This window comes from Pseudarthrobacter adonitolis (assembly GCF_055412845.1).
On record NZ_JBVAYW010000012.1, the window covers coordinates 43,308 to 58,172 of the forward strand.

Consider the following 14,865-nt stretch of genomic DNA (forward strand, 5'->3'; position numbering starts at 1 on the left):
TGAGTTGCCAGCCTGCGCGATACATAAGGTCATTATCGGCCTTTGAAAGCGGTCGGGGGAGCGCCCTAAATGGGGTTGTTTGGGACAGGCGGCTTGGGCACGCTCCCACATCGCATCCTCGTGGGAGCCAGAATTTGGCGGCTCAAAAACGTTAGGCACTTTTCTGCAGGCGATGAGTCTGTCGGTCCCGGCAGCCCATAAATCCCCCAAAGCTTCGCTATCAAGCGATAAGCCCGGCCTGGGTGCGTTCGCGGATCAGCGCAGCTTCGTATTCGGCCATCAGAGCGAACATGCCAAAGACGAGTTTGCCGTGCGCAGTGGTGGTGCCCACCATCCCGTTGGTCAATGACTGCACCCCGACTTCACGGCCGTCAAGGGTGGTGACGATGTCGATGAGGTCGCGCAGGTTTCGTCCGAGCCGGTCGATTTTCCAGACCACCAAGGTGTCTCCCGGGCGCAGATCATTCAGGCATAGGCTCCATTGGGGGCGGTCGGCCTTGGTCCCGGTCGCGGTGTCTTTGTAGATCTTCAGGCAGCCTTCGGAGTTCAGAGCGTCAAGCTGCAACTGGGGATCCTGGTCGGCGCTACTTACTCGGGACCCTGCCAACGTCTGTTCAGGTCCTACTCAATATCGTCTTAGTATCCGCGAAGATCCTCGGCTTCGGTGTCGGTGAGTGATCGAAGGATTTCTGGAGCTTTTCGGCCTGCATCATCAAGTCGAACGCGATGGATTCCAGGTCCTCTGCGGCGTCGTAGAGCTTTACGAGGGACTCCTTTCTTCCCGCCTGGATAGTCTTCCATCGCTAATCGGTGCAGGGCTAAGGCTGCGCGTTCGTTTGCTTTGCCGCTACGACGCCGGGAGCAACCGTGGCGTCTGAGCCGGAACGATGTTTGCCGGGGTGTTTTCCGCCGCGATGTCCCTCATTCGTGTCACGTACGGGTGCCATGGCCGATTCTTCGGACCGGCAAAGACCAGTCGGCGTTCCAGTTTGGGCTCGAGATCAACCATCATGAGGCTCTCAGGGAGCATACTTGCAGCCAACGACGGCATTATTGCCACGCCGAGGTTGCTTTCGACCATGCTGAGCAGGGTTGACACTTCCCGCACCCGTTGCGAGGGGTGGAACCGGACGCCGCTCATCTTGTGAATCTTCTTGATCTGAGGCTCGCAACCGCTTGACGATACCAGCAGGGGATCCTCGACGAGCTCGGCAAGCTCAATACTTCTTAACGCGCTGAACGGATGGTCCGTGCGGAGGACGGCCTGAAAGTAGTCCCTGATCAGCTCGACACTTCCCGAAGCCGTCGCTTCCGGGTCAACCAAGACGGCGCAGTCCACCGCGCCGGTTTCAAGCCATTCGTCCAGCTCATCGTCGCCGCCCTCCAGGATTCGGATATCGATATCGGGAAGAACTTCGTGCCACAGCGACAGCAGGCGTGGAACCAGCCGATGAGAAGCGGTGGGGGACGCTGCCACGCGAACTGCCCCTCTGAGCTTCTTACCCTGATAACTGTCGATGAGGCTGTTGACCGCGCGGGCGGCGGATAGGGCCGCACGTGCATGCGGAAGGATCATGCGTCCGATGCCCGTCGGCTCTATCTTCGGCGAGCGATTGATCAAGGTTGCGCCGACAGAACGCTCCATGGCTGCCAGTGTGTGGGAAACCGCTGATTGACTCATCAGAAGCTCGTCCGCGGCGGCACCGAATCCGCCTTGCTCAACCACAGCTACGAATGCGGCCAGCTGCTTCAATGTTGCGCTCATGAGTTTCCTTCATGCAGTCATCTAGTTTATGTATTTGTTTCATCATGCGGCATGGCGAAGTCTTGAAGCAACAGCCAAGGAGGCTTCCATGACCGATCACGCGTCACTTGGAACATCACCACGCGGTCTGCCGATAGGCGTTCAATATGTCGCAGCGGCGGGTGTCTGGGGAGCCAGCTTCTTGTTCATCAAAGTAGCGGTAGGCGGAATGTCGCCGGCCCAAGTAGTTCTCGGACGGCTGTTGGGCGGCGCCATCGTTCTCGCGCTGATCATGCTCTTCACCAAACGTCGCTGGCCCCGCGGCCTGAAGGTTTGGCTGCATCTGACAGCAATCGGTGTCCTCATGTGCGTGGCGCCCTTCCTCCTGTTCTCCTGGGCGGCGCAGTACCTTCCGTCCGGGCTGTCGAGCATCTACAACGCGACGACGCCCATTGCTACGATGCTCATCGCGTTGGCTGTCCTTCCGGAAGAACGCCTGACCCGATTGAAAATGACCGCGATGTTCGCCGCCGCCGGCGGCATCATTCTGGTCGTAGCCCCCTGGCAGATGTTCGCACAAGTGCAGTCGTCCCAGTTCCTCCTCGCGCAGGCCGCCTGTCTCGGCGCAACAACCTGCTACGGCCTTGGTTTCACGTACACCCGCCGATTCTTCCGCGGTCATGACTTCGACTCGACGACAGTTGCTTCCAGCCAAATCTGTATGGGTGCGTTGGTGATGTTTGCACTCACCCCCTTCATCGGTCTGGGCCCGGTGAACCTGACGCCACCGACTCTCATCAGCATTCTCGTTCTGGGCGCCGTCGGAACCGGGATCGCCTACATCTGGTACACGAACGTGATCAACGCCTGGGGCGCGACAGCGGCGTCCACGGTTACTTATCTCACTCCGATCGGAGGAGTGCTTCTCGGAATCCTGGTTCTCGGGGAGGTCATTCATTGGAACGAAGTTGTCGGCGGCGCGGTAGTGATCCTGTCGATCCTCATCAGTCAGGGTCGGATCAAGGTGAGCGTCCCAAATTCGTGGACCGGAACTCGTCGCGAACTCCTCAGCAGGTCAGAAGGGCAAACTCAAAGCGTGTCCGAAACTGCAGTCAGCAATGGCCGTCTCTGAAATGCCGCGCCACGAGAAACGGTCAAGAAACGTCCCTAAGCATCAGCCTGGTCAGGAGAGGTACGAGATCCCATGTCACTAATCGTCTCGTTCGTAGGTTTCGCTGCGACATTCGCCGTCATTGGCAGGTTCTCCGTTCCAGCGCGCGAGCGGCTTCGGATCCGGAACTGGGGAATCAAGCTCATATTCGGTAGCTTCGTGCAGGGACTGTTCCTATGCCTGGGGTGGTCCCCCATGAATCTTCGGTTCGCCGGACCACGCACCTGCAGAACTCCCAAAGAAACTCATTCCTTGGCACGAATCCGCCGGGTCTTGCTTGCAGCGGATACCGACGGCAATCACGGGCGCCTGCGATGAACCTTCCCCGACCGTACTGGTTCCTTTGGACCGGCCAGATACTGAACCGTATCGGCATCCTGTCACCAGCATTCCTGGTCATTTACATGCAGGACAGCAACATTCTTACCACCGACCATACCGCTGTGTTCGTCGGCCTATTCGGCGCAGGTGTTCTCATTGCGGGCCTGATCGGAGGTGTCATCGCCGACGCCGTCGGTCCACGGCGTGTAATACTCTGCGCTCAGCCTGTAGCCATCGGCACCGCGCTGCTCTACCTGCTTGTTCAGGATCCCACCCTAGTCGGGGTGCTCGCCTTCATCACGGGCTTCCTGTCGACGGTGGACCGTCCGGCCGGGGCCGGTCTCATCTCCAACATGGTGACTCAGGATGAATTTTCCCGCGCCTACAGCCTGTACCTGATGGGCTTCAACGTCGGAATGACTCTGAGCCCGGTCCTGGCCGGAGTCCTGCTCGAGGTATTCCCGCAAGGGATATTTCTTGTTTGGGCCGGCTCGAGCCTCTGTTATGCCTTGTTCGCCCGGGCGCTACCGCAAGATCTCCCCATCCGTCGCGACGGGGGCGTCACGCTGTCGCCTAGGGGCATCGCGAAGGGAATCATTGCCCCATACCGTTCGCCTGTATTGCTCGGATTCCTGGTTCTGTGCTTCCTTTTGGCGAGCGTCTACTTACAGGTCAATTCGAGTCTGCCGCTGCATATGCGCGCCGAAGGTCTGACGTCAGTCGGGATCGGCATAGTGCTGGCGATCAACGCCGTACTGTCCATCGCGCTGCTGCCGTTGGTTCCACGGTTGGTCGGCAAATGGTCCGACGAGTCTCCCCTCGCCCTTGCCGCCTTGCTGCTGGGAGTCGGGTTCGGCCTCAATGCCTTGGCCAATGACATGGTCACCTTCGCCTCTGCCCTGTTCATCTGGACGCTTGGCGAGGTTCTCTGGGCCCCCATGTCGGCAACTTTCCTGGCGAAACGAGCCCCCGACGGTCAGATGGGCAGCTACCAGGGATCGTTCTTCTTCGCCTGGAATGCCGCATTCATGGTCGGTGGCCCGCTCGGAATAGTCGTGGCGGACAGCCTTGGCTACCCAGTGCTCTGGACTGCGACGTTCGTCGTCGGAGTCGCGGGGGCGATCGGCTTCAAACTTCTCGTGAAAATACCAAACTTCAATGCCGTACCGGACGAGGCGAAAATCTGATCCCAGATCCGGGACACAGACTTAATAAGGGGAAAACAAACAGTGACTCTGGCCACCACGACCTCAATCACGCAGGCCCTGCAACAGCAGCGCGCAAACACGTCGGTCATCACCGATTCATTTCTGCGCAAATCACAAGAAGGGCTTAAGAACCGGCGTCAGCTCTGCGAGCACCCTGAAGACGCGGCCGACGCCGTTTTCAAAGACATTCTCGATCAGTCGCAGGATACATATTTTGGGCGAAAACACGGGCTGTCGTCGGTGCACTCGATTGAGGATTGGAAAAAGGCCGTCCCGATCCTCTGCTATCCCGACTACGTACCCTACATTGACAAAATCGTCGACGGTGATATCAACGTTCTTACAAAAAGCACCCCTTACGCCCTCCTGAAAACCTCGGGTTCGACAGGAAAGCCGAAGCTGGTACCCACGACCAGGCACTGGCGTGATGTGTACCGCGGACGGGCCTTGTACTCGCAGTGGGGACTGTACTTCAAACACATCGGGGCGGAACGCTCCAGGAATGCCTCTGTACTTGACCTGTCCTGGGAACGGTCCAGCGTCCCGAACGGACTTGAAGCAACCCAGCAATACTCGATCAGCCAGCGTCCGGCAGCCGTCAGCAGCGGTGACTGGCTGCCGCCGTGGTACCACGAGGCCTGGTTCAAGGGTTCTGACGATGAAGACTACCGATCGTCCCTCTACCGAAAACTCCGGCTCCTCGCGAGGTCGGACGTTCGTGCGATCGTGGCACTCAATCCATCGAAAATCATTGGGCTCGCTGACGTGCTGGCCAACAAGAGCGAAGACCTCGTCTCCGACATCCGACACGGAATCCTGAACGGGAAACACCGCGTCGACACTCCGGATTTCGACCGCGCGAGCACACTGGCTCAGATCATGCGGAGCAACGGAACGGGGCTGCGACTCGCAGACCTCTGGCCCGGCATCGAGTTGGTCGTGTCGTGGAACTCGGCGTCCGCCGCGCTCTACTCGACCTGGTTGGAAGAAGTAACCCCCGGCATCGCGAAGCTTCCTTTCAGTTCAACGGGGACAGAAGGAATCGTCACCATCCCGATCGACGGGCATCCCTCCGCCGGGCCGCTCTCCGTCGATTTGGGTGTGTATGAGTTCGTACCGGTTTCATCCGAGGACGATGGATCCGATCTTGCCCCCGACGCGGAGACGGTCAGTTACCGCGAATTAGAAGTCGGCTGCACCTACAACGTCGTGATGAGCCAGGCCAGCGGGTTGTACCGGTACGACCTCGGAGACCGCTACCGGGTACTGGACCGCATCGGCAAACTGCCCCGCCTGGAATTCGCCGAAAGAGCCGGATTCGGCAGCTCTTTCACCGGCGAAAAACTGACCGAAGAGGACATCCACACGGCCGTCCGCAACGCGGGCGGCAACTTCTGGTCCTCGCGGCAGCTCTTCACCTGCGTCCCGGTCTGGGGGACTCCACCTGGATACACCATCCTCATCGAATGGGACGACAGTTTCCCGCTCACCCCCGGAAGATTCGCGGCCAACGTTGAGGCCGAACTTCAACGTCTGAACGTGGAGTACGCGGAAAAACGCCGTACCGAACGGCTGACGCCCATCAGCCTTCGCCTGGTGAAGCCGGGCGCGTTCAACCGCATAGAAGAAAGCCGCCGGCTCGGCGGGGCCTCGCCGGCGCAACTGAAGCACTACTGGATCCAGCGCAACAGCGACGTACTCACCTACCTGGACAGCGCCGCCATGCAGCCCTGGCTACTCCCCTAACCAACGGATATCAGGATCACAAATGACCAAATCACGCTACTCAATGACGCCGCTACGCGGATCGGATGGCACTTCACTGGCCCTCCACACCTGGCGGCCGTTGCCGCACACTCCAGTAACCGGTGTTCTCTATTACGTCCATGGCATCCAGAGCCACGCCGGTTGGCTGCTGGAAACCGGACCGGCCCTTGCCAAACACGGTGTCGTCACGGTCGCCCTCGACCGGCACGGATCAGGACGAAGTGAAGGCACCCCCGGCGACATGCCCTCCGCCCGTGTCGCCCTTGACGACTATCGGCACGGGCTAATAGAAGCGCGACGCCAAACCGAGGAAGTGCCCCTGACAGTTCTTGGCCAGAGTTTCGGAGCAAGCATTGTCGCAGCGATGGCCGTCGAGGGACTGCCCGAAGCAGACCAAATCATCTACTGCACCCCGGCTCTGGGCCAGCAACGGGCACGCCTGGATCCAGAAGCTCTCGGGAATTCCCGAAATCTCACCGGAACCGACTACTGGCCTTTGGGCCTGGCCGACGAGGACTACACAGACAAGGGCCGCTACCTGGAGATGATGGCCAATGACCATCACATGCTCCGGCAGATCACCATGCGCACCCGCGCGGCCATGGTCGCCCTTGAGGACATGTATATCGGAAAGTCCGCCGGCTGCAAACACCCGGTCCACTACGTCAGGCCGCTCTCCGATCCCATAATTGACCTTGCGTCCGCGGAGAAAGTCCTCAAAGACCTTCATGGAACCTTCGAAACGACCACCTATTCCGAACGACGTCACTACCTCGAATTCTCAGGCTCACGCAGAGAGTACTGGAAATGGCTGTACAAGGCCATCTCGTCCGCTCCGGCCATCGAGTCATCATTGGTGGCGCATTGATCGAGTCGATGCGCACATCCATGGCTACGATCACGATGGCACGGCCCTTCGTCCATGCCACTGCCTCCCGAAGATCAACAGCATCCGTCCTCGTGGAGCTTTCCTCCGGAACAGTGACGGGGTGGGGCGAAGGGGCGCCCCGAAACTACGTCACGGGCGAAACCCTTCAAACAGTTGTCACCGCACTGGAGCGCGTTGACCTTGACGACCTCAACGCGGCCATCGATTTCAGCGGTTTCGAGGAGTCGATGCGTTCCCTGGCAGCGTTGGATACCGGCCTTCTGCTCGGCGGCGGCTCCATGCCGGCTGCTAGGGCTGCTCTGGAAATCGCCACGTTCGATTTCCTCTGCCGCCTCCACAATCACACCGCAATAGAGGCACTGCATGCAGTTCCGGAGTACGGGTGCTTGCTCCGCACGACAGAGCGGGAAGTACCGGTGTCTTTCGTCGTGGACCTCGCCAACGATGTGGACAGCCAACTCAGAGGCATCAGCGCGCACACCATCGCATCGATCCGGCACGTCAAAATAAAAGCCAATTCGGATGTCCGGGACAGCGCCGACAGAGTCGCCCAGATCCGGAACGCCTTCGGACCCGCGACTCAGCTTTCCGTCGACGTCAACGGCGCCTGGAACCAGGACGAAGCCGTTCGGGCATCGTCCCTGCTAGCCACCGCCCGGGTGGCGTGGCTCGAAGAACCCGTTGCGCCGCGGGACTGGGACGCGATGCGGGCCATCAGAGAATCCGGCATGTCCGTCATGATCGACGAATCCTGCTCTTCCGAGACGGATCTCCGCGAGGCCGTGGTCAGCGGCGCCGCCGACTACGTCAACATCAGAGTCAGCAAATGCGGCGGGATGTTCCCTACCCTACGCATGCTCAAGACAGCCAAAGCTCTCGGCCTCAAGTCCCAACTCGGCGTTCACGTAGGCGAGATCGGACCCCTGTGGTCCGCCGGACGTCTCCTCGCCTGTTCCGTCACCGGACTCACAACAGTCGAAGCGGGAAAACACGATCAATGGTTCCCGGACCCGCTGACGATCCCACGAAACGAGGTTGATCGCAACGAGTACACAGTCAAACCAATCCAAGGACCCGGCCTTGGGCTCACCCCGAGCGCAACACTCCGCCAATGGATTTCAACCGCACACGAGAAAGTGAGCACCACCTCATGAACCCCACCCAGACAGCACTCCTGATCGGCGCAGCAGGCGGCATCCTTCAGGAAGTAGCCGAAGAGCTCGCCAATGCCGGACACCAGCTCGTCCTCTTCGACAAGAACGCAGAAACCGTATCCGCGCTGGCGGAGCGGCTCAGGACCCGCACTAAAGTACACGTCATCGTCGGCGACATCACCGACACCGCCGCCGCAGAAGCACTGCTTTCAGAGATGCTTGTCACCCACCTGCCCACAATACTGATCAACGGCGTGGGCGGAGACACCAGGGTCATTCGATACGACGACCTCACCCAGGACCACTTCGAATCCGCCTACCTGGAAAACGTCATCAGCACATTCACGGCAATCAAAGCCGTCGCGCCCGCAATGGTCAAGGCGGGCTACGGCCGGATCGTCAACTTTGCCTCCGCCGGTGGCCGCACGTTCAGCCACTTCAACAACGCCGGATACGTCGCCGCAAAGGCAGCCGTCATCGGCATGACTAAGCAGATCGCCTACGAACTGGCAGAAACCGGCGTCGTACTTAACGTCGTGGCACACGGACCCATCACGACTGCCCGTGTTGCCGGCGCCTGGGAACGCCGGGAGCAGTCCCAGAAAGACGCAGTCCTCTCCAAACTCCCGATGCGTCGCATGGGAACCGTGCAGGAAGCCGTCGGCAGCGTCCTTTACCTCAGCTCCGCCAGCGCCGGATTCACCACCGGAACAACGATCGACATCAACGGCGGACTGTACATGTAACTGCGCCTCCTCTCTGAAAGGACCACCCATGGCATTTTTTGCCGTAACACTCCGCTACAACGTTTCAAAGGCTGAACGGCAGGCCCACCACGGCGCCCATGCTGCCTACCTCCATGATTTGTCCGAGCAGGGAGTCCTCCTGCTGGCCGGCCCGCTGCCGGAGGAAAACGCGGGACTTTTGATCTACGAAGCGGATGATCGCGATCAGCTGCAAAACGTTCTGGACAACGAGCCTTACATCATCGCCGGGGTCGTCGCCGACTTGAGTGTCGTCGTCTGGGCTCCGGGAAAGGGGTCGCTGGCACCCCAGCTGGCGGCTGCCGGACGCCCAACTTCCGACACCGCCCCCGCGGCCAAGTACCTCTGATGCCGCAAGCCACGAAAGACGGAAATCAGTAATGACACACGAAACATTGACCACTGACCTTCACACCGCCGCGGGCGAGCACGCACACACGGCAGTCACCGAGGGCTTGACGCTGGAATCCCTCCACCCCGGGATCCTCGACCCGCAAATGGATTCAATGCGGATTCTGAGCGAAACCGCCATGGCGTTCCCCGACGCCCTCTCCTTCTCTTCAGGGGCGCCCTACGACGGCGACTACGATCTGGCGCAGATCAATCACCACATCGAACGCTATCTGCAGCATCTGCGGGCATCGGGAATGTCCGAGGCTGCCATCACCCGCAGGATGTTCCACTACGGTCCCGTCAACGGATTCATTCTTCCCGAGATCTCGCGGATGCTCGAGGGCTATGAAGCTATCGACGCCGACCCGAAGTCGATCATGGTCACAAACGGCTTCCAGGAGGCATTGCTTATCGCCCTGCGAGGAATCTTCGTATCTCCGGACGATGTGCTGCTCACCGTTTCCCCTGCCTACGTCGGCGTTCTGGGGGCAGCGCGCATGCTCAACATCCCGGTCGAAGGAGTGATTGAGGGACCTGAAGGCCTGGAACCGGACGCTGTAGAAACAGCGGTGCGTAGAGTGCGGGCAACCGGTCGACGCCCCAGGGCCCTTTATCTGATCCCGGACTTTTCAAACCCTTCTGGCACGGTGATTCCTGCCCAAACGCGCCTGCAGCTTCTCGATCTCGCCGAGAAAGAAGACCTGATCATCCTCGAGGACAATCCATATGGCCTGTTTGCCCGGGAAGGTGAGGAACTGCCCACGATCAAATCCCTCGATGAAAACCGGCGCGTCATCTATCTGGGGTCCTTCGCAAAGTCGGCATTTCCCGGCGCAAGGATAGGGTTCCTCGTCGCGGACCAGATAGTACCTGGCGTCGATGGAAGGCCGCGTTTCCTCGCCGAGGAACTCTCCACAGCCAAGGCGATGTTCAGCGTAGGCACTTCATCCATTTCCCAGGCCGTTATCGGTGGCCTGCTGCAGGCCCACGACTATGACCTTCGCAGCGCGACGAAGGCGTCCAGGGACGTGTACATCGAACGACTCGACACCGCCGTCAGCGCATTGTCTGAGCACTTTCCGCCGGCAGACCACGGTCAGCACGGGGTCACATGGAACACTCCGAGAGGGGGCTTCTTCCTTGTCCTGCAGGTCCCCTTCGAGGCGGACATGGCGTGCATGGAACGCTCGGCCCGCGACTACGGGGTCAGCTGGGCCCCAATGCGCATGTTCTACACAAACCGCGGGGGAAAGCAGGCCATGCGACTGGGCATCAGCAACCTTCAGCCGGACGCAATCAGGGCCGGAATCGCGCGACTTGCCCGGTTCATCAAAGAAACGGCCGATGCAGGCAAGACGGTCGAGACGGCGGGGTCGCTGTGAGTGAATCAACGGCACCGAAGATAGCCATCGTCGTGGACGGGTATTCCGCCGGTAACTTCTTCGCGGACGCATTCAGCCCGCTCGGGACCCGGCTCGTACATGTCCAAAGCACCACGGAATTGATGTCGACAATGCTGGCCCCGGACCTTAGCCGATATGCCGACAACGTTATTCTGACCAACGGGGCCCTCGACAGCGAAGCGCTCGACCGTCTTCGTGCGTATGCACCAGTCTGCGTCATTGCGGGCCAGGAATCAGCGGTAGCACTGGCGGACGAGCTTGGGGAGAAGCTTGGACTGCCCACAAACGGCACCGCGCTTTCCGTCGCCCGGCGGAACAAGTACGAAATGATTGAGGCCCTGCGCCGTGCGGGAGTGCCTTGCGCGCGGCAGTTCAAGGGATCCGTCCCGGCGGACCTGGCGGACTGGGCAGACGCGACAACCGGATATCCCGCCGTTATCAAGCCACTGAGCTCCGCGGCCACCGACGGTGTCTTCATCTGCGCTGACAGGCTGGAGGTCCTCGCAGCCGCCGAACGAGTTCTCAAGGCGCCCGATATCTTCGGAAACGAGAACACAGAAGTCCTGATTCAGGAGTACCTCAAAGGGCCCGAATACATCGTCGACACCGTCAGCAGTGACGGACGAAACTACGTATGCGGCATCTGGAAATACCAGAAGGAGCTCTTGCCGACAGGTCAGAACATCTACGACAAGGACATCCTGGTTGATTCCACGGACGCCGTCGGCCCAGGCCTGGCGTACTACGTCTTCGATGTCCTCCGCGCTCTGGACATCCGGTGGGGCCCCGCGCATGCCGAGGTGATCCTCACGGACGACGGCCCCGTCCTAGTGGAGATCGGTGCCCGGCTCAACGGAAACATGCACCCGGGGTTCCACGACGTCTGTCTCGGGCACAACCAAGCCGCCCTGAGCGCCGCGGCGTTCCTTCGGCCCGAAGAATTCAACGATTTGGCCAGTCAACGGATTTACACCCGGCGGCAGCCGGCGACCGTCTACAACGCACCGTCCGCCCTCGAAGGAACCGTCGAGGGCATCAACCAAGACGTGGTCAAGCACATCGAAGAGCTGGACAGCGTCTATCTGGCCAGCGTCAAGCTCCGGCCCGGGTCCCGGATCTTCAAGACAGTTGATTTGCTGACGACGCCCCTGCGGGTGTTTCTCACGTCAGACAGTCAGGAAGAGCTCGACAAGGACTACACGGAAATTCGCCGGCTCAAGGACTCCGTCTACCAGGTCATCTGACCCTTCAGCGGTCGTCACTGAAGATCACAGACCAACTCATCCCAGACCACACAGGAGCATCATCATGCACAGCAACATCGGCGCCTTCCTTTCACCTGTCCACGAAACAGGGCAGGACCCCCATCTTGCCCTCAAACGGAGCCTAGACCTTGTGGAAAAGCTCGACGAACTGAACTTCGACGAAGCCTGGTTCGGCGAGCATCAGTCAATGGGCTGGGGCCTCACGGGCGCCCCCGAGACCCTGATCGCAGCGGCATCCCAGCGAACGCGACAGATCAAGCTCGCGAACGGGGTATCCCCACTCTCGTCACACAATCCGTTCCATGTCGCCTCACGGGCCGTCCATCTCGATCACCTGACCCGCGGACGGTACATCCTCGGGGTTGGCCCGGGGGTCCCCTTCGACGCGTCGATGTTCGGCGTGGACCAGCCGACGCAGCGAAAACGTCTGGACGAGGCGCTACCCACCGTCATGGAACTGGTCAACGGAGAAAACAGAATCACCGACGAAACGGACTGGTACACCCTCCGCGGTGCGAAACTGCAGCTTCCACGCTTCAGCCCCCAGGGCATTGAAATGGCAATGGCAACGAGCGGAACCTCCAGCACGAGTCCACGGCTCGCCGGCCGCTATGGGCTCAGCATGGTCTCCTTCGCCCTGCCGTTTGCCCTGCTCACACCCGGGGCGCCGGCACACATGGGCTTGGCGGATCAGTGGAACCACGCCGTCGAAGCAGCAGAAGAGTACGGACAGACAATGGACCGGAACGACTGGCGGGTCGCACTCCCCGTCCACGTTGCCGAAACCCGAGAAGAGGCATTCAACGACGTCCGGGAGGGCTACGACCGATGGATCTTCGACTACTTCGGACGCGTGGCCGGGCGCGAAGTCCACAGCCCCGACATCCCGCGCTCCAAGATGCTTGAGGCCCGGGTCGAATCGGGCGGCGCACTCGTCGGCTCAGTCGACGACGTCATCGAAGGCATCCGGACACTGCAGGAACGCTCAGGCGGCTTCGGCACCCTACTGGTCTATGTCGCCGACTGGACCTCGTGGGAAAAGACAGACCGCAGCATGCAACTCCTCGCACGCCACGTCGCGCCACACTTCACCGGGACAACTGCCAGGCCCATTGAAGCAACCGAATGGGCCATCGCCAGCCGGAACTCCTGACAGGAAGGACCAGAACCATGCCTGGATCAACACTAACCATTGACCGCAGCGGGCCCATGACAGACCAAGCCCTTTTTCGCACAGTACTGGGCCAATTCACCACCGGCGTCGTCCTCGTGACGGCACAAACCCCGGACGGACCCGTCGGGATGAGCATGAATTCATTCACCTCGGTGTCACTGGACCCGCCGCTCCTCGCTTTCTCCGCAGCACACAGCTCGACCACCTGGCCAGCGCTCCGGGCTCACGGATCATTTGGAATCACAATCCTTGGAGACCAACACGCATCCCTCTGCCGGCTCTTCAGCCAACGCGGCGCCGACCGTTTCGGAGACCGCAAATGGTCTTCAACCAACGCGGGACATCCCACGATCGATGACGCACTGGCATGGATCGACTGCGAGATTGCAGCCATTCACCAGACCGGCGATCACGAACTGATCCTTGTGAGGCCCACAGACGGACTGCTTGGTGAAGGAGAACGGCCCCTCGTGTTCCAGTCCGGACGGATGACGGGGCTCAGCTCATGAAGATCGCAACTCTTGATGGACGCGCCGTTTTCATCGTCAACGAACTCGCAGTCGATGCAGCATTAGCCTCTGAAGGCCTGCTTCCCAGTGATCCGGCGGCTTTGTTGGACCGGTGGCCAGATGCCGTTCAATGGTTCGCTAGAGCATCGGCGCAGGCCCTCACCGGGCAACCTTTCGACCCGGAATTGCTCGGCCCACCGTCCCCACGGCCCCGCCAAGTCTTCGCGGTGGCCAGCAACTACAGGGGCCGGCCGGTTGTCATGGAAGCCTCCGAAGAATTGCCAGTAGTCTTCACCAAGTTCCCGAGCAGCATCGTCGGCCCCCGAGCTGATCTGACCTTGCCCACAGACACAGTCGACTGGGAAGTCGAAGTCGTAGCAGTGATCGGTAAGAGAGCCAAGGATGTCCCTGCCTCACAGGCATGGGACGTCATAGCCGGGCTGACCGTCGGCCAGGACTACTCGGAAAGGACCCTTCAACTGGGAACGGACGTCAAACAGTTCTCTCTGGGAAAGTCGTTCCCAGGATTTGGCCCCACAGGCCCCTGCCTCGTCACTCCGGACGAATTCGAAGACAAAAACAACATCACACTTCGGTGCGACGTGGACGGGCAGACTGTCCAATCCGGACAGACCAGCCAGATGATTTTCTCCATACCAGAGCTGGTGGCCCGCATCTCAACAATCTGCGAACTCCTCCCCGGCGACCTTGTCTTCACAGGAACGCCAGGTGGGCTCGGAATGATGATGGATCCACCCCGCTACCTAAAACCAGGAAACGTCGTCGTCGGTGCCATCGAAGGAATCGGCGAGCTTCGGAACGAATGCATCGCCGGCTGAACTCTCACGCGACATAGATAGACATCACGCTAAAGGGGGTGACTTAAGACCGCATGAACATACTCGGTGTTAATTTGGCGCTCTTCTTCGTTCTGATCCATCGCGTTTCCTCTCTTAGGGCAAGTCCTTCGCTTAGCGCCACTCACCGATTCAGCGGTGTCCGGGCTCTCCCTCAGAGGAAGGACCTTGCGCCCTCGAGTCCCTAAAACTCCGTCCGACCCTGCAGCGCTTACGTCCAGTAAGACACACGCAACAGACCACGTT

At 60.2% G+C, this 14,865-nt stretch carries 14 protein-coding genes; 12 read left to right on the forward strand and 2 right to left on the reverse strand.

Going from position 1 to position 14,865, the window contains the following annotated elements:
* Positions 1-220: 220 nt before the first annotated feature.
* Both ACZYZ4_RS12955 and ACZYZ4_RS12960 read right to left on the reverse strand, forming a co-directional pair.
* A complete protein-coding gene (locus ACZYZ4_RS12955; protein ID WP_463861459.1) occupies positions 221-607 on the reverse strand; it encodes a recombinase family protein in 387 nt (128 codons plus the stop codon).
* 240 nt (positions 608-847) lie between these two features.
* Complete coding sequence (locus ACZYZ4_RS12960; protein ID WP_463861461.1) at positions 848-1,765, reverse strand: LysR family transcriptional regulator; 918 nt, start codon at positions 1,763-1,765, stop codon at positions 848-850.
* 88 nt (positions 1,766-1,853) lie between these two features.
* On the opposite strand from ACZYZ4_RS12960, the gene ACZYZ4_RS12965 reads away from it, so the two are divergent.
* The 12 genes from ACZYZ4_RS12965 to ACZYZ4_RS13020 all read left to right on the forward strand — a co-directional run bounded on the left by ACZYZ4_RS12965 (position 1,854) and on the right by ACZYZ4_RS13020 (position 14,601).
* The gene (locus tag ACZYZ4_RS12965) at positions 1,854-2,876 is read left to right on the forward strand and encodes a DMT family transporter (RefSeq protein WP_463861463.1); all 1,023 of its coding nucleotides are present in this window, start codon (positions 1,854-1,856) and stop codon (positions 2,874-2,876) included.
* A 353-nt stretch (positions 2,877-3,229) separates the two neighbouring features.
* Complete coding sequence (locus tag ACZYZ4_RS12970; RefSeq protein WP_463861465.1) at positions 3,230-4,423, forward strand: MFS transporter; 1,194 nt, start codon at positions 3,230-3,232, stop codon at positions 4,421-4,423.
* Positions 4,424-4,465: 42 nt separating this feature from the next.
* Positions 4,466-6,190 carry a GH3 auxin-responsive promoter family protein gene (locus tag ACZYZ4_RS12975; protein WP_463861467.1) on the forward strand — a complete coding sequence of 575 codons (1,725 nt, stop codon included), beginning with the start codon at positions 4,466-4,468 and terminating at the stop codon, positions 6,188-6,190.
* A 22-nt stretch (positions 6,191-6,212) separates the two neighbouring features.
* Positions 6,213-7,079, forward strand: a complete 867-nt coding sequence (locus tag ACZYZ4_RS12980; RefSeq protein WP_463861469.1) for an alpha/beta hydrolase — start codon at positions 6,213-6,215, stop codon at positions 7,077-7,079.
* A 20-nt stretch (positions 7,080-7,099) separates the two neighbouring features.
* A complete protein-coding gene (locus ACZYZ4_RS12985) occupies positions 7,100-8,254 on the forward strand; it encodes an enolase C-terminal domain-like protein (protein ID WP_463861471.1) in 1,155 nt (384 codons plus the stop codon).
* A complete protein-coding gene (locus tag ACZYZ4_RS12990; protein WP_463861473.1) occupies positions 8,251-9,000 on the forward strand; it encodes an SDR family NAD(P)-dependent oxidoreductase in 750 nt (249 codons plus the stop codon). Before ACZYZ4_RS12985 ends, ACZYZ4_RS12990 begins: the two co-directional genes overlap by 4 nt.
* Before the next feature lie 28 nt (positions 9,001-9,028).
* Entirely contained in the window at positions 9,029-9,367 is a 339-nt protein-coding gene (locus ACZYZ4_RS12995; protein WP_463861475.1) for a YciI family protein, read from the forward strand.
* 181 nt (positions 9,368-9,548) lie between these two features.
* A complete protein-coding gene (locus ACZYZ4_RS13000) occupies positions 9,549-10,793 on the forward strand; it encodes an aminotransferase-like domain-containing protein (protein ID WP_463861477.1) in 1,245 nt (414 codons plus the stop codon).
* Positions 10,790-12,058: an ATP-grasp domain-containing protein gene (locus ACZYZ4_RS13005; RefSeq protein WP_463861479.1), complete on the forward strand. Its 1,269-nt coding sequence runs from the start codon at positions 10,790-10,792 to the stop codon at positions 12,056-12,058. The genes ACZYZ4_RS13000 and ACZYZ4_RS13005 overlap by 4 nt, the downstream gene beginning before the upstream one ends.
* 64 nt (positions 12,059-12,122) lie before the next feature.
* A complete protein-coding gene (locus ACZYZ4_RS13010; RefSeq protein WP_463861481.1) occupies positions 12,123-13,232 on the forward strand; it encodes an LLM class flavin-dependent oxidoreductase in 1,110 nt (369 codons plus the stop codon).
* Positions 13,233-13,288: 56 nt separating this feature from the next.
* A complete protein-coding gene (locus ACZYZ4_RS13015) occupies positions 13,289-13,762 on the forward strand; it encodes a flavin reductase family protein (RefSeq protein WP_463861550.1) in 474 nt (157 codons plus the stop codon).
* 227 nt (positions 13,763-13,989) lie between these two features.
* The gene (locus tag ACZYZ4_RS13020; protein WP_463861483.1) at positions 13,990-14,601 is read left to right on the forward strand and encodes a fumarylacetoacetate hydrolase family protein; all 612 of its coding nucleotides are present in this window, start codon (positions 13,990-13,992) and stop codon (positions 14,599-14,601) included.
* Positions 14,602-14,865 lie beyond the last annotated feature (264 nt).